Annotated in this window: 19 protein-coding genes; 10 read left to right on the top strand and 9 right to left on the bottom strand. The window is 65.2% G+C overall.

What is annotated here, in order from left to right:
- Window positions 1–11: 11 nt before the first annotated feature.
- The 10 genes from A0U93_RS08170 (at window position 12) to A0U93_RS08130 (ending at window position 7,584) form a co-directional block, all read left to right on the top strand.
- A complete protein-coding gene (locus tag A0U93_RS08170; RefSeq protein WP_245824776.1) occupies window positions 12–608 on the top strand; it encodes a hypothetical protein in 597 nt (198 codons plus the stop codon).
- Window positions 605–916 carry a hypothetical protein gene (locus A0U93_RS16765; RefSeq protein WP_245824775.1) on the top strand — a complete coding sequence of 104 codons (312 nt, stop codon included), beginning with the start codon at window positions 605–607 and terminating at the stop codon, window positions 914–916. The genes A0U93_RS08170 and A0U93_RS16765 overlap by 4 nt, the downstream gene beginning before the upstream one ends.
- Before the next feature lie 27 nt (window positions 917–943).
- Window positions 944–1,150, top strand: a complete 207-nt coding sequence (locus A0U93_RS08165; RefSeq protein ID WP_077806916.1) for a hypothetical protein — start codon at window positions 944–946, stop codon at window positions 1,148–1,150.
- Window positions 1,147–2,217: a hypothetical protein gene (locus A0U93_RS08160; RefSeq protein ID WP_077806915.1), complete on the top strand. Its 1,071-nt coding sequence runs from the start codon at window positions 1,147–1,149 to the stop codon at window positions 2,215–2,217. The genes A0U93_RS08165 and A0U93_RS08160 overlap by 4 nt, the downstream gene beginning before the upstream one ends.
- Window positions 2,214–2,834 carry a baseplate assembly protein gene (locus tag A0U93_RS08155; protein ID WP_077806914.1) on the top strand — a complete coding sequence of 207 codons (621 nt, stop codon included), beginning with the start codon at window positions 2,214–2,216 and terminating at the stop codon, window positions 2,832–2,834. Before A0U93_RS08160 ends, A0U93_RS08155 begins: the two co-directional genes overlap by 4 nt.
- The gene (locus A0U93_RS08150; protein WP_077806913.1) at window positions 2,831–3,193 is read left to right on the top strand and encodes a hypothetical protein; all 363 of its coding nucleotides are present in this window, start codon (window positions 2,831–2,833) and stop codon (window positions 3,191–3,193) included. The genes A0U93_RS08155 and A0U93_RS08150 overlap by 4 nt, the downstream gene beginning before the upstream one ends.
- Window positions 3,194–3,267: 74 nt before the next feature.
- The gene (locus tag A0U93_RS08145) at window positions 3,268–4,410 is read left to right on the top strand and encodes a baseplate J/gp47 family protein (protein ID WP_077806912.1); all 1,143 of its coding nucleotides are present in this window, start codon (window positions 3,268–3,270) and stop codon (window positions 4,408–4,410) included.
- Window positions 4,410–5,645, top strand: coding sequence for a hypothetical protein (locus A0U93_RS08140; RefSeq protein WP_077808424.1), 1,236 nt, complete (start codon window positions 4,410–4,412; stop codon window positions 5,643–5,645). The genes A0U93_RS08145 and A0U93_RS08140 overlap by 1 nt, the downstream gene beginning before the upstream one ends.
- Window positions 5,645–6,325, top strand: a complete 681-nt coding sequence (locus A0U93_RS08135) for a hypothetical protein (protein ID WP_077806911.1) — start codon at window positions 5,645–5,647, stop codon at window positions 6,323–6,325. The genes A0U93_RS08140 and A0U93_RS08135 overlap by 1 nt, the downstream gene beginning before the upstream one ends.
- The gene (locus tag A0U93_RS08130; RefSeq protein ID WP_077806910.1) at window positions 6,325–7,584 is read left to right on the top strand and encodes a glycine-rich domain-containing protein; all 1,260 of its coding nucleotides are present in this window, start codon (window positions 6,325–6,327) and stop codon (window positions 7,582–7,584) included. Before A0U93_RS08135 ends, A0U93_RS08130 begins: the two co-directional genes overlap by 1 nt.
- A gap of 21 nt (window positions 7,585–7,605) precedes the next feature.
- Here the strand turns inward: A0U93_RS08130 and A0U93_RS08125 are convergent, their stop codons facing one another.
- The 9 genes from A0U93_RS08125 to A0U93_RS08085 all read right to left on the bottom strand — a co-directional run bounded on the left by A0U93_RS08125 (window position 7,606) and on the right by A0U93_RS08085 (window position 18,583).
- A complete protein-coding gene (locus tag A0U93_RS08125; protein ID WP_077806909.1) occupies window positions 7,606–8,928 on the bottom strand; it encodes a c-type cytochrome in 1,323 nt (440 codons plus the stop codon).
- Window positions 8,925–10,703 carry a GMC family oxidoreductase gene (locus A0U93_RS08120; protein WP_077806908.1) on the bottom strand — a complete coding sequence of 593 codons (1,779 nt, stop codon included), beginning with the start codon at window positions 10,701–10,703 and terminating at the stop codon, window positions 8,925–8,927. The genes A0U93_RS08125 and A0U93_RS08120 overlap by 4 nt, the downstream gene beginning before the upstream one ends.
- 14 nt (window positions 10,704–10,717) lie before the next feature.
- Window positions 10,718–11,413, bottom strand: a complete 696-nt coding sequence (locus tag A0U93_RS08115; protein WP_245824773.1) for a gluconate 2-dehydrogenase subunit 3 family protein — start codon at window positions 11,411–11,413, stop codon at window positions 10,718–10,720.
- A 286-nt stretch (window positions 11,414–11,699) separates the two neighbouring features.
- Window positions 11,700–12,596 carry a hypothetical protein gene (locus tag A0U93_RS08110; RefSeq protein ID WP_077806907.1) on the bottom strand — a complete coding sequence of 299 codons (897 nt, stop codon included), beginning with the start codon at window positions 12,594–12,596 and terminating at the stop codon, window positions 11,700–11,702.
- 36 nt (window positions 12,597–12,632) lie between these two features.
- Window positions 12,633–13,697, bottom strand: a complete 1,065-nt coding sequence (locus A0U93_RS08105) for a hypothetical protein (protein WP_077806906.1) — start codon at window positions 13,695–13,697, stop codon at window positions 12,633–12,635.
- Between the two features lie 13 nt (window positions 13,698–13,710).
- A complete protein-coding gene (gene hslO, locus A0U93_RS08100; RefSeq protein ID WP_077806905.1) occupies window positions 13,711–14,649 on the bottom strand; it encodes an Hsp33 family molecular chaperone HslO in 939 nt (312 codons plus the stop codon).
- Window positions 14,650–14,694: 45 nt separating this feature from the next.
- Window positions 14,695–15,684 (bottom strand): ornithine carbamoyltransferase, encoded by a 990-nt coding sequence (gene argF, locus A0U93_RS08095; protein ID WP_077806904.1) that lies wholly within the window; start codon window positions 15,682–15,684, stop codon window positions 14,695–14,697.
- Entirely contained in the window at window positions 15,681–16,886 is a 1,206-nt protein-coding gene (locus A0U93_RS08090) for an aspartate aminotransferase family protein (protein WP_077806903.1), read from the bottom strand. Before A0U93_RS08090 ends, argF begins: the two co-directional genes overlap by 4 nt.
- 137 nt (window positions 16,887–17,023) lie before the next feature.
- Entirely contained in the window at window positions 17,024–18,583 is a 1,560-nt protein-coding gene (locus A0U93_RS08085) for a D-aminopeptidase (RefSeq protein WP_077806902.1), read from the bottom strand.
- Between the last annotated feature and the right edge of the window lie 7 nt (window positions 18,584–18,590).

Raw genomic sequence — 18,590 nt, 5'->3', positions numbered from 1 at the left:
ATGGGTGACGCGTGGGACTGGGATTGACGGCGGTCGAGACTGCGATCGGGTCCGTGGGGCGGCTGGGCGCGTCCTCGCCGGTCGTGATTGGCGGGATGGTTCTGACGGGGCTGGAGGTACCGGACGAACTGGTATTCGGCGGTCGGCAGGAGCTGGTGGTGCATCGGCTGCTGGGCGGTGGGCGTGTTGTGGACGCGGTGGGCAACGATCCGGAGCGTCTGACGCTGAAGGGGCGTTTTGTCGGGCCGGAAGCGCAGGCGCGGGCGATGGTTCTGGCGCGGATGCGGGAAGCTGGCGCGCCGGTTTCTTTTGCGGCGGCCGGGATTTCCTGCACCGTGTGGATTGCGCAGTTTCGTTTCGCCTATCAGGCGAAGGGGGCGGTGTGTTCCTATTCGCTGGTGTTGGAGCGGGCGACGGCGCCGATGGCTGCTGGTGCGGAGGGCGCGCAGGCGGGCGGGCAGGTCGGTGATGACGTGCGTGCGGGGTTGTCCATGATCGGGACGGCCTCCAGTGCGGCTTATGTGGTGGCGGGGCAGGTGGGGACGATCGCGGGGCAGGTGACGCCGCTGGCGGTGATGTTGGGCGGCGGTGGGCTGTGGCGAGGGTGACGAATGCCCTGGGCGTGGTGAACGGTGTTGCGCAGGGGGGCGTCAATCTGGCGGCCTCGCCAGCGGCGGTTGGTGCGATGCTGGGGGGGCTGACGCAGGCCGGAAGCGGTTTGACGGATGTTCTGGGCCAGACGGGAGCGAACCTGGAGAACGCGTCTCTGGCGCATGGTGACGGGTTGGCGGCGCTGACGGCGAATGCCGGGCTGGCGAGTGCTGCGGCCGATACGGGTGGACTGGTGAATCGTGCGGCGGCTCTTGTGGCGCAGGCGGGCGGCGTTGCGGCGTCGGGGCCGTTGGTGAGCGCCTGAGCCTTCATATTTTTGGCTGGGGGTCTGATGATGGCGGTTCAGGTGACGGCGGCGGATGTTTCCCTTTTCCATCTGGCGGCGGTTTATTTGGGGGATGCGACGCAGTGGTGGCGGATTGCGCAGTTGAACGGGCTGGGTGATCCGGATCTGTCCGGGCTGGTGGCGCCGGTCTGGCTGGAGATGCCGCTTCCCGCACCGATGCTGACGGATGGCCTGCCGGAACTCTCCGCATGAGTGGCGCGGCGGGATGGGCGGTGCGGCTGCTGGTGAATGGTGTGGAGCCTTTGGGCACGCCGGTGTTGCGATTCGCGGTGCGGGCCAGTCGTTATGCCTGTTGCGACACGGCGGAGATCGATCTGGCTGTGGATCGTTCCGCCTTGGGAGGGAGTGATGTCTGGTTCGATGGACGGACTGTGGCGCGCATTGATCTTCAGTTGCAGGTGCGGCGGGGGGATGATGCGTGGACGACGCTTTTTCATGGTCTGGCCGATGAGGTGGAGTGGCAGCCGGAAGCGTATCGGGCCACGTTGCTATGCCGGGATTATCTGTCGTTGCTGCTGGATGCGCGGGTTCAGGAAGCGTGGCTGAACCGGACGGGGGCGGAACTGGTGTCCGCTCTGGTTGAGGGGGTTGGATTGCGTGCCGATATTGCTTTCGGCGATGGCGCGTCGGGGATGACCGGGCAGTTCTGGCAGATCGAGCACAAGAGATTTTCAGCGTTGGCGCAACACCGGTTCCAGACGGCGTTCGACCTGGCGTTTTTTGTCGCGCGGGAGGCGAATGCCGATCTTTACGCGGACGGACAGACGATTGTGGGGCGGCCGGTATTTTTGGCAACGGATGTGGACGCGGTCGTGCATGACGTGGCGGGGGCGATGCTGGCGCGCACATGTCGGCGGGATCTGACGATGGATAATGGTGTGGTGGTGCATGTGGCGTCCTGGGACAGTCGGCAGCGTAGCCGGACGGAGATTTATTATGACGGCCGGGATTTTTCGGCGGTGGCGCCGTCGGGCGGCGGGCCGGTGCATCATTTTCGGGTTCCGGGGCGACGTCTGGACGATGTGAAGGCGATTGCGCTCGGCAAATATCATCGCATCGCGGCGCATCGGGGAGATATCCGGCTGCGCATTCCGGGGCGGGTTGCGCTTCGACCGCGGCATTTTCTGGCCAGTGGTTCGGGGGTGGCGGGATGGCCGGCGGCGCTGTCCGTCGATGAGGTGATTTCGAGCGGATCGGTGACGGGTGGGTTCGTGCAGGAGGTGGTCTTGCGTGATCGTTCCGTCGGGAGGGCGGCATGAGCGAGCGTTATGTGTCGGCGGCGGTGGTGAACCGTGTGGCGCATGTGGTGCATGGGATCGTTTCCGCCGTGGACCCGGCCAATCATGCGGTGAAGGTGCGTTTGCAGCCGGAGGATGTAGAGACCGGGTGGATTGCCGATGCGGCGATGGCGCAGGTGGGCGATTTGCGCGTGGCCTGTCCGAGCGCGGTGGGGACGCATGTCGTGTTGCAGCCGATCGAGGGTGATGGCGAGCACTGGGTGGTGAGCGGGGTTGTCTACGACACGGTGATGACGCCTGTGGTGTCGCCGGCGACCGGGCTTGTGGCGCAACCGGGCGAGCTTCTGGTGATGGCGGGATGTGGAACGCCGCCGGGTGAGGCGGAAGGCGTGGCGGGTGCTGCGACGACGGGCGGTGGTTGGTGGCATGTGACGCGGCAGGGTGTTTTCTGCGGTGCGGGGGACGCCGTGCAGGTTGTGCGGGACGGTTCCGTATCCTGGTCGGTCGGGGGTGTTCGGGCGGTGCTTTCGGCATCGGGGCTGACGGTCTCCGGTGGGGATGTCCGGACGGATGCGCATTCGCTGGACGGGCATGTGCATCCGGTGGGCGATGAGATGACGGGGCGACCGGTGGGATGAACGCGATTGCGCATGTGATGGGGGCGGATCTGACCTTGGGAGCGGCTGGCGGGCTGGCGGTCGTATCCGGCGCGGAGGCGGTCCGGCAGCGGTTGCTGCGGCGTTTATGCACGAATGCGGGCGATTACATCTGGCAGATGGATTATGGCGCCGGTTTGCCGTCCATGGTGGGTGATCCGGCTGTTGTCGCCATGATTCGGGGTGTGGTCGTGGCGCAGATGGCGCTTGAGGATGGTGTGGATCGGACGAGGCCTGTGGATGTGACGGTCGTGCCGGACGCGGACAGGATCGTGCGTTGTTCGATCGTCTATACGGATGTGGCGACGCAGGAAGAGCAGAGCATGGATATCGCGTTCTGACGCCCGAATGAAATTTCACGGATGGATTGAATGAAAGCGCCTGTTCGGGCGCTTTTCTTATTTTGGGTGCATGAATGCCTCTTACACTTCGATCTTTCGCCACGACCGTTTCGACGTCGGTGGCGACGGCGCAGGCGTCTTGCGCCCGGTTACTGGACATGGCGGTGGGCTCGCCCGGTCGGGCGCTCATGGAGGCGGTGGGCGGCGTGGGGCTGTGGCTTCAGTTCCTGTGTTTGCAGGTATTGTCCCGCACGCGGCTGGCGACGTCGAGCGGGGTGGACTGCGACAGTTTCGTCAATGATTTCGGCATGACGCGCCTGCCGGGTACGGCGGCGGGTGGCCGGGTGACGATGACGTGTTTTTCCTCGGTCGGGCAATCGGCGGTCGTGCCGCCGGGTGTGACGGTGCGGACCGTTTCCGCCGTGACGTTCACGGTTGTGGAGGACAGTGCGGACCCGAACTGGTCGGCGCGGGTTGGTGGTTATGTGCGTTCGGCCGGGGTGGGGTCGATTGCCGTGCCGGTGCAGGCGGTGGTGAGCGGAAGCGGCGGCAATGTGGCGGCTGGTGCGATCTGCCTGATGGGGACGTCGGTGGCGGGTATCGACGCCGTGACGAATCTGACGGCGTTCTCCAATGGTTCGGACACGGAAACGGATGCGCAGTTGCGGGGGCGTTTTCCCTTGTGGCTGGCGGCGAAGGCGACCGGCTGTGCGGCGGCGATCGGCAATGCGATCGGTGGGGTGCAGACGAACATGACCAGTGCGCTGATGGATGGGCAGGCGCCGGATGGCGTGGCGCGTGCGGGCTATTTCACGGCGGTGATCGATGACGGGACGGGCGCGCCGTCGGATGCGCTGGTCGCGGAGGTTTATGCGGCGGTGGATGCCGTGCGGGCGTGTGGCGTGGGCTTTGCCGTGCAGAGGCCCGGGGTGCTGGCGCTGGATGTTTCCATGACCGTGACGGTCGCGGCCAGTGCTGACGTGGCGCAGGTTCAGGGCACATTGCAGGCGGCGATCGCGGCGGACATCGCGGGGTGCGGTGTTGGCAGCGGCTACGCGTATGGGCGGCTGTCCTATCTTGCCTATGCCGGGGCGGGGGTTCCGGTCCTGTCGGTGACGCAGGTGCTGTTGAACGGCGGGCAGGAGGATGTTCCCGCGCAGACGCGTCAGGCGATCGTGCCTGGTGCGATTACGGTTCAAGTCATTCAGGGGGCATGATGCCTGCATTCAATAGCTATCCCAGGCTGGTGTCGGTCTCGGGGGATGAGGTTCTGGTCGTGGCGGATGCATCGGGGGTGCAGACGCTGAATGTGACGCTCAGCGACGTGGCGGGCGCTCCGGCGATATCGGCGCCGAGCGGGGCGTTCTATGCCGATGAGGGCGGCAAGATCGACCGTCGTGGCGACAGGCTGTTCGTGGGTGCCGCATCCGAATATCCGGCGGAACGTTCCCGCGACGTTACGCCGCAGGACTGGCTTTCGACGTTGATGGCCGGGACGTCGATCGGGCCGTGGGCGATGCAGAATGCGCAGAGTGCGTCGCTGGCGCGGTATGGCACGAGTGGGTTTGTTGCGGGATCGCGCACGTCCGACGCGCGGACGGCGAGTGCGATGCTGGGTTATGTGCCGAGTTCGATCGGGATCGCATCCTGGGGCGTGGCGGATGAGACGGCCAATCCGACGACGGTGACGGCCTATGCGTTTTATGGCGAGGGATGGCGTCTGGCGGGGGTCGATTACCAGCCGACGTTCTGCATGGAACTGGAGGCGGTCAATTTTGGTGGGGGGGCGCCCGGCTCCTCGACGCCGTATCATCCGAATTGCGGTGGCGGGACGTACGGCATCCAGTTGGGGGCGGGTGGCGGACAGACATCCGGCACGGCGGATGCCGAGGCGGGGATCGTGTTCGTCAACAATCCGGATGCTTTCAGGACGGGTATTATTTTCGGCGCGGATGCGCTGAGCGGTACCGATGGTACGGATGCGGGATATGGCGCGGCCATCTCCATGGCGCGGAATCACGGTATCCAGTGGCAGACGCCGGAGACGGAGCAGAACGTTCAGGGCATCCGGACGGGTGCGATGGTCTATTCGACGGTATCGAGTGCCGATGCCGGGTCGCGTATCCAGTTCCTGGATAATGTGCTGGCCGTGGAGGATGCGCAGGGCAATGCGGTCTTTACGGTCGGGATTAATGAAAACCCGACCAACACCTTGCAGGTGCAGGCGGGAACCGGGCAGCAGGCGGCGGGACTTTATGTTCAGGCTGGCGCGGAGGGTTCGGCCAATCTGGGGCTTTATCCGGCGGCGGGTGGCGCGTTGCAGATGTCTTCGCCTGTTTCCAATGCCGGTGGGGCGATTGCCGGGACGGCCGGGGGTGGCTTTCTTCACATCAATATCAACGGCAGCGAATTTCGCATTCCGTTGCTGTTGCCGACGCAGGCGGGCGGGTGATGGCCTTCCTGAAGGACAATAATGCCTGTGTATTGCAGGCGACGGACCGAAAGCCGCTTTGGGATACCGGTGTCGTGCCGGGATCAGCACAGGATTTCGCGGGGCGTTTGCGGCGGCTGTTGCCGAATGGCTGGTTTCCGCCTGCCCCGCAGGATGACGAGGTGGAAACCGCGCCGGTGCTGGCAGGTGTTCTCCTGGGCTTTGGCTCGGTGTTTGCCGCGATATGGACGTTGCTGGGCCAGGTCGTGTCCCAGACGCGACTGGCGACGATGGATGGCACGTTTCTGGACATGGCGGCGGCGGATTATTTCGGTGGCGCCGTTTTCCGTGATGATTCCGAAACGGATGCATCGTTTCGACGGCGTATTGCCGCCGATCTGGTGGCGCCGCGTAATACGCGGGCGTCGGTCTTGGCGGCGGTGACTGCGGTGACCGGTGCTGCGCCGCGGGTCATCGAGCCGATGAATGCGGCGGATTGCCATGCGCTGGGGCGGATCGGTGTTCCGGGTTGTGGCGGTGGTTACGGATATGGGTCGGCGGGTTTGCGATATGGCAGCCTGCTCGGCGGGCAGTTTTTTATCGAGACGGCGTTGGGCAAGGCGAGCGTTGCGTCGGTTGGCGCGGCGGTCGGGCGTGTGAAGGCGGCGGGCGTTTCGGCATGGTTGAGGGTTGAGGGCTGATGGATCGTGCAATCGTCTATGCGGGTGCCATTCCGATGGATACCGATATGTTGCGCGTGGGGCGTTATGTGAAGGATGGCCTGGGGCGTCTTGCGGAGATGCTGTTCGGCGTCGGCGCGATGGCCGCGAGCGGGCTGGATTGTTCCGTGTCCTCAACGGGTTTGAGTGTGACGATCGGGGCTGGTTCGATCCTTGCGCCGGGCGTGATGGATGCCGCGGATATCGGCGGGGCCGGGGGTGGTTTGCCGGCCGATCCGACGGCCATTGCCGTGCAGTATGTCAACGATGCGCCGCAGGTTGTCTCCATGCCTGCGGCGGGCGTGACGTGCACGATCTATGCGCTTTGCGCGGAGAGCGATGTCGACGAGACGGTTTTACCGTTCTTCAACGTTGATGATCCGGACCGGACCCTGGCGGGCCTGGGAAATAACGGTGCGGGTCTGCCTACACGTCGACAGGGGGGCATGCAGTTCGTGGCGGCGACGGCGCCGCCGGCTGCGCCGGCAGGTGGTACGGTGGTGCCGCTCTACACGCTGACGATTTTGGCGAATGCACGCAGTCTTGCGGGTGTCGTGCCGGTGCCGGGCAAGGTGTTCTGGCCGACGATTCCGGAACTGGCGACACTGACAACGCTACGGGCGGCGACGGCGCCGATGGCGTTGATGGATGTCGGCGGAACGTTGAATGTGCCGGCCTGGGCCAGCCGGGTTGAGTTGCGTGCGATCGGTGGTGGCGGTGGTGGTTCGACATCGAATGCGGCGACACCGACGGGCGGGTCGTTTTCCGGTTCGGGTGGCGGTTCGGGCGGCGATGCCTGGGGGGTTTATGATGTGAGTGCCGCGACGCCGGGTGGTCTGGACGTGACGGTTGGCGCGGGCGGCGCGGCGTTGGCGACAGGTGGGACGACGCTCGTCAGTTATGGCGGGCAGACGCTTCTTCAGGCGGCGGGCGGTGCGCCGGGATCGTTCTTCTCCAGTCAGGGGTCGGCCGGTGGGGGCGGCGGTGCGGCGAGCGGCGGGACGATCTGGAACCTGAGTGGCGGCTGGGGCGGAGATGGCCAGAGCGGGGAGAGCACGTTCGCGGGTTATGGCGCGGATGGCCCCTGGGGTGGTGGCGGCCGCTGCGGCGCGGATGCCGGCATGCCCGCCACCAAATATGGTGCCGGCGGCGGGGGGGCTTATGCGGTTTCGGCGACCGGGGCGGTGTCGCCCGGTGGTGCCGGGTATCGTGGCTGCGTGCTGTATCGCTTCCTGCCGTAAGCGATACAGCGTCGGGGGTTGTCAGTTGAGCGGAATCGGCGGGTTTTTCAGCACGGGCGTCGGTGCGGATTTCGCCAGTTTCGCGACGGTGGCGGCATCGACCTCGGCGGCGTTATTGCCCCAGGCGTGGCGGATGAAGGTCACCACGTCGGCGATCTGCTGGTTCGTCAGGTTGCGGCTGAAGGAGGGCATGACGAACGAGGAGGGCGCTTTCTCCATGCCGGGGAGTGCCGCGCCGCTTTGCACGATATGAACGAGCGAGTCGGGTGCATCGCTCATGACGACGGGATTGCCGGCCAGTGGCGGGAATGTCGGCGCGTAGCCATGACCGTCGGAGCGGTGGCAGGCTTCGCAATGGTCCACATAGACGCGCGCGCCGCGGGCACTGGCGTCGCCATGTTGCAGGGCGTCGGCGGCGGCTTTGTCGTATGTCCAGGCGGCCGCGTTCGGCTGGCGTGGCGTGAGGGTCAGGAGGTATTTGGCGATGGCGTGCAGGTCGGCATCGCTCAGATGCTGCGTGCCGTGCTCGATGGCCTCGCTCATGCTGCCGAAGGACTCTCCCTGACGATTGCGGCCGGTGGCGAGGAAGGCGACGATATCGTCTTCCGTCCAGCGGCCCAGACCAGTGCGGTTGTCCTGGCGGAGGTTGACGGGAATGAAGCCGTCCACGGTGTCGCCGCCGGACAGGAAGATGTTGCCATCCGCGTTGGAGAGGGCTTTTTCCTGCATCGTGACGGCGCGTGGCGTGTGGCAGGCGCCGCAATGGGCGGGACCTTCGACCAGATAGGCGCCGCGGGCCGTGGCGGAATCCTCGAATTCACGCTGGACGTTGAGCTGCGCCTTGCGCACGTCCGGCGAGAACATGGAACGCCAGATCGTCATGGGCCAGCGCATGGACAGCGGCCATGAAATGCCGTTCGCGGGCGGGCTGCTGGCGACGGGGGCGACGCCGTGCTGGAAATAGACGTAGAGGGCGTGGATGTCGCGATCCGTCATGCGGGCGTAGGATGGATACGGCATGGCCGGGTAGAGGCTGCTGCCGTCACGCCGGACGCCCTCACGCAGCGCGCGGGAGAACTCGGCTTCCGTATAGGCGCCGATGCCGTGTTCGCGATCTGGTGTGATGTTCGGGGCGTAGATGGTGCCGATCGGCAGTTTGAACGCCGTGCCGCCGGCATAGGACATGCCGCCCTTGAGGGTATGGCAGGCCGAGCAGTCGGCGGCGGCTGCGATATACTGGCCCTGCGCGACGAGGTCGTTATCTGCCGGCGGTTGGGTTTGCGCATGCGCGGCGGTGGCGATGAGGGCGATCGCGCTGCCGAGCAGCGAGAGGGTCTTTTTCATGCCTGCACCATCGGGCCGGGATTTTTGAGATAGGTGGTGCGGATATGATAGGCGGCCCAATAGGCCAGCGCTGCGACCATGCCGGTTGGATTATATCCCATGCCTTGCGGGAAGGCGCTGGCACCGATGACGAAGACGTTCGAGACGTCCCAGCTTTGCAGGTAGCGGTTGACGGCGCTGGTTCTGGGATCGGCGCCCATGATGGCGCCCCCGCCCAGATGGGTGGTCTGGTAACGGCGCGTATCGAACACTTCGTTATTCGCCATCTTGCCGAGCGAGTAACGCGTGGCGCCGATCTCCTTCATGATCGGTTCGATCTTGCTGACGACATACTGGTTCATGCGGATGTCGTTATCCTTCCATGTGAACGTCATGCGCAGCAGCGGCTGGCCGTAGGCGTCCTTCCAGGTTGGATCGAGATCGAGATAGACGTCGCGATAGGCCATGTTGCTGCCATGCGCATCCATCGTCAGCGAGTGGCGGTAGGTGTCGATCATGGCTTCCTTGAAGCCTGCGCCCCAGCGTGGTGCGTGACCGCCCGCGCCGCCTGTTGCGGCGGCGATCGGCTTGACGCCGGCCTGATTGACCCAGATCGGCGAACCGCCGACGAAGCCGAGCGGGCCGTGATCGAAATTCAGGCTGTTGAAGTCGTCGATCGCGACGCCCGCGCCGCCTGCGCCGACGAAGGTGTTCGTATATTGCTGCGGCGACAGCCAGGCGCGCGAGGTGGTGATGGTCTGGTAGACGAAATTGCGGCCGACGGTGCCGGTATTCTTCACGGGATCGTAAGGCTCTCCGATGCCGGAGAGCAGCATCAGGTGAACGTTGTGGAACTGGAATGCACCGACGATCACCAGATCGGCGTCCAGTGAGACCTCCTTGTTGGTTTCGAGGTCGAGATAGGTGACGCCGGTGGCTTTTTTCCTGTCGCTGTCCAGATTGACGCGCAGTACATGGGCCTTCGTGATCAGGGTGAAATTCGGATCGCGCCGCAGTGCCGGCAGGATATTCACGTTCGGCGAGGCTTTGGAATACATGTAGCAGTCATAGCCGCTACAGAAGCCGCAGAAGTTGCATGGCCCCATCTGCACGCCATAGGGGTTGGTGTATTGCGCCGAGGCATTGGCGGCCGGCAGGGAATAGGGATGATAACCTGCTGCCGTTGCTGCCTTGCGGAAAAGACTGGCGGAATAGACGTCCTTCATCGGAGGTAGGGGAAATTTGTCCGAGCGTGACGGTGCGAAGACGTTGCCGTTACCCGCGACCTGACCGTTGATCTTGTACGGTTCGCCCGACGTGCCGAAAACCTTTTCCGCCTTGTCGAAAAACGGCTCGAGTTCCTCGTACGTGACGCCGTAATCCTGAAGGTTCATGCCTTCGGGAATGAATTTCTCGCCATAGCGCGCCACGACATTGCTGCGGAGTGCCAGGTCGTCCGGTGCGACGCGGAAATGCACGCCTGACCAGTGCAGTCCGGCGCCGCCGACGCCTTCGCCCGGCAGGAAGGCGGCGAGTTGACGATAGGGCAGTGCCGTCTGATCGACCGTGTTACGGATGGTGACGGTGGATTTCGCGACGTTCTGGAACAGCCGGTGGCGGATGGCGCCGCGCAATTCATCGATCGAGTTCGGGTAGTCGCCTTCATCCGCCGTGCTGCGGTCGGGGCCACGTTCCAGCATGGTGACGGAGAGGCCGGCTTCCGTGAGTTCCTTGGCGAGGATCGAGCCGGCCCAGCCGGCGCCGATGACGATGGCGTCCGCTTTTTTTGCGCTCATTTTTTTCTTGTTCCTTACGCCGTCTCGCCTGAGATGGAGACCGCACCGAACGGATAGGCAGCGCCGTCCTGATTGACCCAGTCCATGAAATCGGCGCGCGCGCCGGGGAAGCCGAGCATCGTCCAACCGCCCAGGCCGCGGTTGCCGCCGTGGATCGGGTCGGAGAAGGCGCCTTCCATGGTGTTCTTGCGCAACTGCTCGAAGAAGGTGCGCGCCGAGAGCTGATTGAAGTGGACCGCACCGCCCTCGAAGGCGGTCAGGAGTTCGACCTGCGCCTGGCTCTCCAGATCCGCGAAGTCATGACCGCGCTGTTGCCGGGCATAGGCATTGGCGCCGGCGATGCCCTGGCGATAGAGATCGCGGGGCGGCAGGGATAATTGATAGCCGAGATTGGCGGGGCCTTCCTGGAACGGGCCGGACATGTACCAGAGTTCGCCACGTCCGTAGGGGGTGTCCATCTGCCGGTCTATGAATTCGGGCACGCCGAGTGCATGCGCGCCGGGGCCGTGTTCGTCCTGCGGGAAAATGCGTTCGCAGGCGGCTTCCAGAAATGCCCATTCCGCATCGGTGAAATATTGCGGTGTGTAGGGCGCCTGTGTTCCGGCCGCGAGGGCATGGGCCCAGTGCTGATGGCCGCCAACCAGCCAGAATGACGTCGTGCCGAGCAGACCTTTGACAAAGGTTCGACGTGAAGGAGGTTGAAGCGACAAGCGGGTCTCCAAACAGCTTGATCGACAATGCGACCGTTTCAGGTAGGCAGATGGAACGCAACCGTTCCGAAGACGCGGTCATGTGGACCAGATTTGGCGGATTCGTCCAGAGACGTCTTGTCGGAGCAGGCGAATGGGGAGTTGTTGCAACACCGTATGTATTACAATATTTCTGCGGCGTTTGTTGTATTCGCGAGAATATGGCCTCGAAAAGCGCATGGGAATGGTTTTCGAGGAAAGTTCTCAATGTGACATTCTATTTCTGTCACTTTTATGTGAAAAATTGTCAGTTCCGGCTGTGCGGAAGCTGAAGGACGCCTGCTTTCGGCGAATGAACCTGCGGTGCCGCGACGGGTGTTACGTCATCGCCGCCGGTGGGGAAAATGGCATCCGGTTGTGAGGGCGCTGCCGGTGGCGTGGTGGGTGGCGTGGCTGCTGGCGTCGCGGTCGTCGGCGTGCCGCTGTCGGGTTGCGGGGCATTGGCCTGCTCGACGGCGGTACCGGAAACCCCGGCATCCACGGGCGGTGCAAGGGTGGCGGCATCGCTGGCGGGTGGCGTGGGGGGGGCGGTGCCTGGCCCGCCGGTCAGGCTTTGCTGCTGGACCGCATTGTTGAGCGGAGCGCCGCCTGCATCGACGAGCCAGTCGCTCAGCGATTTCTTGATCTGGTATTCCAGCTCGACATTCATGTCCTGCATCATCTGCGAGGTCAGGGAATAGAGCACACTGCGCGACTCCGGGTCCTGATCGCCGGGGTTCAGCGTCCGGCTGACATGGGCCTGTGCATAGCCGGAATGCTGGCCATTGGGTGTCAGGACGTCGATATGCACATCCATGTCGCCCTGGAGCGTGCCGCCGGGTTCATGAAGGATGGTGGCGCGGGTGATGGTGAACGTGGCGTTGCCGTCTTCACCGCTGGCGACCAGCCGGTCGCGGGCCATTTCCTGAAGGGCCTGATCGGGTGGCGTGGGTGCGCGGCCGGAGATGTCGCCCGGCGTGGAACCGGCAGGTGCCTGATCGACGATATCGATATGGGCGACGTTCAGATGAAGCTGGGAAAGCGCGGTGTAGGTCAGCGGCGGGAAATTCTGCGGCGAATCGTCACCGGCGCAGGCCGTCAGCATGATCGGCAAGCCCAGTGCGCAGGCAGCGGCGGCCTTCCGCCATCCCGAGATGTTCCACATCGATTCTCTCTCCATCTCTCTGACAGGCGTCGGTGACTAGTCGCGTTTCATGAAGGCGCGAAGACGTTTGAAAAGTCCAGACGGCGCGGCGGTCGTCTCCCCTGTCTTCTCCTGCCGTGGCGGCGGATCGTCCGGCAGGCGGGCGGGTTTTCCCGCGGCCGAGGCCGCAAGGAACGACCATGCCTCGGACTGAGAGCGCACTGCCTGGACGGGGACCTCCGGCGTTTCGGGCGCGTCGGATATGTCCATCAGTCCGGAAGCGCGGCCCAGCCCGTAATCCGTTGCCTGGAAATCCGTCGCTTCCTCGATGTCGCGCACGTGGTCGGGATGCATCAGATACCAGGCCAGAATCCGGCCCGGCAGCAGGCCCGCCTGTGGCTGGTCGGAGACGATCAACTGGGCGCGGGGACAGTAGAAGGCCGGTTTCTGGTCATCCGTCCGGCTGACCGGCCAGATCAGATAGAAGGCGGCGTCCTGATCCGCGGCATAGAAGCGATGGATCGTCAGGCCGGCGGTCTCGATGATTGTCTGGGCCCGGAGCGGCGCGGCATCGAACGGCGATGCCACGACCAGCGGTCCCTCTCCGACACGGGAGTCCAGCAGGCGCCGCATGTTGCGGTCGTCCAGTACCAGTCCGCCGGGGCCGGAAAGCGTGCCGTCCGCTTCCGCCCGGCTGATCGGCACGATGGACACCGCATGCAGGTTGCGCACGGCCCATGCGCCGGCCAGTTGCTCCGCCAGCAGCGCGGGCATCGGGGGTACGGGCGCGATCGGCGTCTGCGGCCTGCCGGCGAGGCTGTATTGCGCCAGTTCCGCCAGGGCCGGGGCGACGGGCGCCAGGACGTCGTCGGCGCTGATGCGGTTCAGTGCCTCGATATGCGGACCGAGATAGGCGCGACCGGCATCGAGATACCAGAGCGACAGGCGATCCGAATCCGCGTCGCGGAGCAATACGCATGTCACGTCCCGCGACAGGGGCACGGAGGAGACCGGCATCCAGCGGTCGTAAAGCGTCGTGACTGGTCGGCCGTCGAGCGTGACGCCTTCCAGGAGGTCCCACCTTCCTTCGGGAACGCGCGTCGATACGGGCTGGTCAGTCATGCGATGCTGGCTCTCAGGCTGTGTCGTCGGGTCGGTCGCCGACCTCATCCCGCGCGAAGCGGAAGTCGATATTGCAGAATTCGCAATTCATGACGATGGTGCCGTCAATCGCCATGTGATCGAGATCTTCGCCGGAGAAGGTATCGAGGATGCCCGACAGCTTGGCGCGCGAGCAACGGCAGCCATAGGCGAGCGCGCGCGGCCGATCGATCTGGACATCCATCGTGCCGAAAAGACGATGGAGCAGCGTGCCGGAATCCAGCACGGGGTCAAGAATCTCCCCTTCCGTCAACGTGTCGGCCAGGACGCAGGCCGTCTCCCAGGCGTCGTCGTTCTCCGTGCTCGGCTCTCCGCCGTCGATACCGCCATCGGCGGCGATTCGTTCCAGGATCAGCGCGCCCGCCTGCCAGCCCTCCGGCGTATGGGCGCAGAAGAGCCTTACCCAGCAATCATGCTGTTCGCTGGTGGCGAAGTAATGCATCGCCATCTCGGACAGGTCCTGCCCTTCGATGGCGACGATGCCCTGATGCCGGTCGGTATCCGGTCCCTGATCCACGGTGAACGCGAAATAACCCTCACCGAGAAGGGCAGGCGCGGCGGTTTCCGCCGTATCGGAGTCGGCGCGGATATAGAGGCGCAGATCGCCCGTATCGGTGCAGTCCGTGGCGAGGAGGGAGACGGGACCATCGCCCTTGATCTGTAGCGAGAACGATCCCTGGAATTTCAGCGCGGTGCTGAGGCCCGCGACGAGCGCGAGCGCCTGCCCACCCAACGCGAGCGCGCCGTCCGGATTTTCCCGGCGGCACAGCAAGAGGTCGGCAAGCGCGCCGAGGCGCACCAGCCGGCCGCGCACGGGTCTGCCTTCCAGATAGAAAGGTGTGACACCGCGAGGGACGACCAGATTGGGCACGTCGGGGCGTTGCGAATCAAGGAAAGCCGGTGTGTCGATCATCGAACCTTGCGTATCGTTGGTCTGCCGGTCAGCCGAAACGGCGGTTCACGGCGATGGTTCCTGTCCGGCCGCGCGCCAGTTCGCACCGCCAAGCACCCAAAGCAGCAACCCCTTCTGGGCATGCAGACGGTTTTCCGCTTCATCGAAGACGACGGAAGCGGGACTGTCGAAGACATCCTGTGTGACTTCCTCCCCGATATGGGCAGGCAGGCAGTGCATGAAAAGGGCGTTCGGCGCGGCTTCGGCCATCAGCGCGGCATTGACCTGGAATGGGCGGAGCGTTTCGAGCCGAATAACGGATTCCTCGTCCGACATGCTGGTCCAGGTGTCGGTCAGCACGCAATCGGCGCCGCGCACGGCTTCATGCGGGTTCTGCGTGACCGCGACATCCGCGCCTTGCGCGCGTGCCCAACCGACGACTTCGGGATCGGGCGACATGCTCAGGGGCGTTGCCAGCGTAAGGGAGAAGCCGAAGCGCGCGGCAGCCTCGATGAGCGAGGTCGCGACGTTGTTGCCGTCGCCGATCCATGCCCAGCGTTTGCCGCCCACCGGCCCGCGATGCTCCTCGAACGTCATGATGTCGGCCAGGATCTGCACCGGATGCGAATGCGGCGTCAGGCCGTTGATGACGGGGATCGTGCTCCACGCCGCGAGTTGCCGGAGGTTGGCGGCGTTCCCGGTGCGCAGGACCAGCACGTCGAGAAAGCGCGACAGCACGCGCGCCGTGTCGGGGAGGCTCTCGCCACGCCCGATCTGCATGTCGTTGGGCGACAGGACGGCCACGTCGCCGCCGAGCTGGCGCATGCCGACCTCGAAGGACAGGCGCGTGCGTGTCGAAGGCTTCGAGAGCATCAGGCCCAGCGTGCGCCCCGCCAGCGGTTGCGCTGGATGCAGGGGGCGCTGGCGACCGCGTTGCATCCGTTTCACACCGGCGGCCACGTCCACGATGGCGCGCAGCGTGGCGGCATCCAGATCGCGCAGTTCGAGGAAATGCCGGATCGGCGTCTCGAGATTCAGGGGGAGAGCCGCGCTCATGCCGTCACCGTGCGTGCATTGGTTTTCTCATGCGCGAGCATGGCCTTTGCCGCGCGCGCCAGCCGCGCGCAGGCGGTGCGGCAATCCTCTTCGGTCACCACCAGAGGCGGGACGAGGCGCAGGACGTTATCGCCCGCCGTTACGCAGAGCAGGCCCTCGTGCATGGCGGCGTTCAGCACCGTCGCGACCGGCGGGCGGCAGCGCAGGCCGCGCATCAGGCCGCGTCCGCGTGCCTGTTCGAAAATCTCCGGCCATTCGACCACCAGCCCGTCGAGCATCGCGCCGAGCGCATCGCCCACCTTGCGGACATGCGCCAGGAATCCCGGCGCCATCAGTTCGTCCATCACCACATTGCCCGCCGCGCAGGCCAGCGGATTGCCGCCGAAGGTCGTGCCGTGGGAGCCCGGCGTCATGTGCGAGGCCACTTCCTCCGTCGCCAGGATGGCGCCGAGCGGGAAGCCGCCGCCGATTCCCTTGGCGACCGAGATGATGTCGGGCTTCACGTCATACCACTCATGCGCGAACAGCTTGCCGGTGCGGCCCATGCCGGTCTGCACCTCGTCGAACGCCAGGACCAGCCCCATCTCGTCACAGGCCTGGCGCAGGCCGCGCATGAAATGCGGGTCGGCCTGCTTGATGCCGCTCTCGCCCTGAATGGGCTCGATCATGATGCCTGCCGTCTCCGGCGTGATGGCGTCGCGCAGTCTGTTGAGGTTGTTGAACGGCACATGGTCGAAGCCCGCCACCGGCTCGCCGAACCCGTCGAGATAGGCGGGGTTGCCGGTGGCTGCCAGCATCGCCAGCGTGCGACCGTGGAAGGCGCCGTCGCAGCAGATGATCCGCGTGCGTTCGGGATGGCCGCGCCGGGCCTGGTCCCGGCGGATCATCTTGACCATGCCTTCATTGGCCTCGGCGCCGGAATTGCAGAAGAACACGCTGTCGGCGAACGAATTGTCCACCAGCTTCCGCGCCAGCGCCTCGGCCTGCGGGATACGATACAGATTGGAGACGTGCATCACCCGCGCCGCCTGTTCGGCGATGGCGTTCACCAGCCTGGGGTGTCCGTGGCCCAGCGAGGAGACCGCGATGCCCGCGCCGAAATCCAGGAATCGTCGCCCGTCCGCCGTCATCAGCCATGCGCCTTCGCCACGCTCGAAAGCGAGGTCGGCACGGTTGAAGGTCGGCATCAAAGCGGAAATCATGGCGTTGTTCAGGCCCGGTCAGAGAATTGCGATCATGAAACGACGACAACCCGCACCTGTCGACCGAAACGACCGTCAGGGCGGGTGAGCAACGTTTCACCGCACCATGATGCGAAATTTACAGGGATGCCGTCAAATCAATCAGGCAGGCGGCGATACGAAAGATCGCGCGCCAGCCAGCAGCCAACGCGCGTTTGGATGACGACGCCGTTCTCATCGCGCGCGAAAGCGAGGGTCCAGTGCCCCGGCGGCGAGTGATCCAGCGCGCGCAGGCAGGGCAGGAGCCAGAGATCCTCCGCCAGCGGTTGCAGGCGCTCCATTCGCCCGATTCCGAGCATGCCGGAGAAGCCGCCGTACAGGCTGCCACCGGCGTTAATGACCGTCAGTTCCGCGTCGAGTTCATCGCAACGGTAACGCCCGGCCACGTCGTGCCGCCCCTCGCCAGGCGTGCGGCGTTGCAGGGTGGTGACGCGGTTTTCCTGCGGGCGCGCCATCGTCAGGGTGTCGTCGCGGCCATCGAGCTTCAGGCGCGTCGCATCCCGGCCCGCCGTCTCAGCGGATGTCCGGTCGAGCATTTCCGGCGGATAGGCGTAGCGCATGCGCAGACGGCTCGCCGCCTCGTCGATGGGCACGGCAAGGCCCGTCTCCGGCTCGAACCAGATGCCCGGCAGGCGGCTTTCGCCATGGACCGGCGCGGGCGGACCAGCCTCCCCGAGCGCGGCGGCGGCGAGTTCCAGCGCGGCGCCCTGCGCGTCGGACATGTGATTGAACATCACCACCACCGACAGGCGTGCGGAGGCGATGTGCAGCCGGTGACTGCGCCAGCCGCGCAGCGCGCCGCCATGCCCCGTGGCGGCGCGGCCGAAGGGCATGGAACGTGCCAGGCCGAAGCCGTAGCGCGCGGGTGCGCCATCGGCGAAAGCCACCGGTGCGCTCATCCGGTTGTAGAAACCCTCCGGATCGTCACGTTGCGCGTCGATCGCCTGCTCCCAGGCGATCATGTCATCAAGACTCGCGCCCAGCCCGGCATCGCCTGTCCAGAAGATGTTGTTCTCGGCGGCGCGATAGCCTGTCGCCTCGCTGCCCTCATAACCCGTCGTGCCATCCGGCATGGCGCGCGTATCGGCGGCCAGGAAGGCGCGACGCATCCCGTGGCGATCGAATATCCGCTCCTGCAACAGTTCCGCGAAGGAGCGCCCCAGACGGTCCTGCACGATATCGGAGATCAGGCGGAAATTCTGGTTCACATAGGAATAGGCCGTGCCGGGCCGGAAATGCAGGCTGCGCGTACCACGGATGACCTTTTCCGCCTCGACATCGCCGAAGACGGATTCCACCGGCGCGCCGTGCAGCATCGCCACGGCCCAGTAATCGCGCAGGCCGGACTGGTTATGCGCGAGGTGCAACATGCCCGGCGGCGCTTCCGTCAGGTTCGGTAGGCGTGCCGCGACATCGCGGTCCAGAACGGTCGGGTCGGGGAACGCGTCCAGCAGCAGCGCGCAGGCGAACTGCTTGGTGATGGAGCACATGCGGAACAGCGTGGCGGGTGTGAACGGTCGCCGTGTTTCGGCATTGGCGAAGCCCCAGCTATGGCGCGCCAGCACCTGCCCATCCCTGACGATCGCCGCGCCGCCGCCCGGACCGGGATAGCGGCGGGGCAACGCCGAAAGCGTTTCTTCAATGTGCTGGGTCGTCATGGGGCAG

Origin of the sequence: Neoasaia chiangmaiensis (genome assembly GCF_002005465.1) — a bacterium.
Classification (GTDB): Bacteria; Pseudomonadota; Alphaproteobacteria; order Acetobacterales; family Acetobacteraceae; genus Neoasaia; species Neoasaia chiangmaiensis.
Note: the sequence above shows the minus strand (reverse complement) of the source record. Positions and strands in the feature narration are given on the sequence as shown.

Coding starts and splice junctions, on each gene's coding strand:
- A0U93_RS08090 (WP_077806903.1), bottom strand. CDS start 16,886: ATGATTTCCGCTTTGATGCCGACCTTCAACCGTGCCGACCTCGCTTTC.
- A0U93_RS08150 (WP_077806913.1), top strand. CDS start 2,831: ATGAACGCGATTGCGCATGTGATGGGGGCGGATCTGACCTTGGGAGCG.
- hslO (WP_077806905.1), bottom strand. CDS start 14,649: ATGATCGACACACCGGCTTTCCTTGATTCGCAACGCCCCGACGTGCCC.
- argF (WP_077806904.1), bottom strand. CDS start 15,684: ATGAGCGCGGCTCTCCCCCTGAATCTCGAGACGCCGATCCGGCATTTC.
- A0U93_RS08155 (WP_077806914.1), top strand. CDS start 2,214: ATGAGCGAGCGTTATGTGTCGGCGGCGGTGGTGAACCGTGTGGCGCAT.
- A0U93_RS08160 (WP_077806915.1), top strand. CDS start 1,147: ATGAGTGGCGCGGCGGGATGGGCGGTGCGGCTGCTGGTGAATGGTGTG.
- A0U93_RS08145 (WP_077806912.1), top strand. CDS start 3,268: ATGCCTCTTACACTTCGATCTTTCGCCACGACCGTTTCGACGTCGGTG.
- A0U93_RS08110 (WP_077806907.1), bottom strand. CDS start 12,596: ATGTGGAACATCTCGGGATGGCGGAAGGCCGCCGCTGCCTGCGCACTG.
- A0U93_RS08140 (WP_077808424.1), top strand. CDS start 4,410: ATGCCTGCATTCAATAGCTATCCCAGGCTGGTGTCGGTCTCGGGGGAT.
- A0U93_RS08165 (WP_077806916.1), top strand. CDS start 944: ATGATGGCGGTTCAGGTGACGGCGGCGGATGTTTCCCTTTTCCATCTG.
- A0U93_RS08125 (WP_077806909.1), bottom strand. CDS start 8,928: ATGAAAAAGACCCTCTCGCTGCTCGGCAGCGCGATCGCCCTCATCGCC.
- A0U93_RS08085 (WP_077806902.1), bottom strand. CDS start 18,583: ATGACGACCCAGCACATTGAAGAAACGCTTTCGGCGTTGCCCCGCCGC.
- A0U93_RS08105 (WP_077806906.1), bottom strand. CDS start 13,697: ATGACTGACCAGCCCGTATCGACGCGCGTTCCCGAAGGAAGGTGGGAC.
- A0U93_RS08130 (WP_077806910.1), top strand. CDS start 6,325: ATGGATCGTGCAATCGTCTATGCGGGTGCCATTCCGATGGATACCGAT.
- A0U93_RS08135 (WP_077806911.1), top strand. CDS start 5,645: ATGGCCTTCCTGAAGGACAATAATGCCTGTGTATTGCAGGCGACGGAC.
- A0U93_RS08120 (WP_077806908.1), bottom strand. CDS start 10,703: ATGAGCGCAAAAAAAGCGGACGCCATCGTCATCGGCGCCGGCTGGGCC.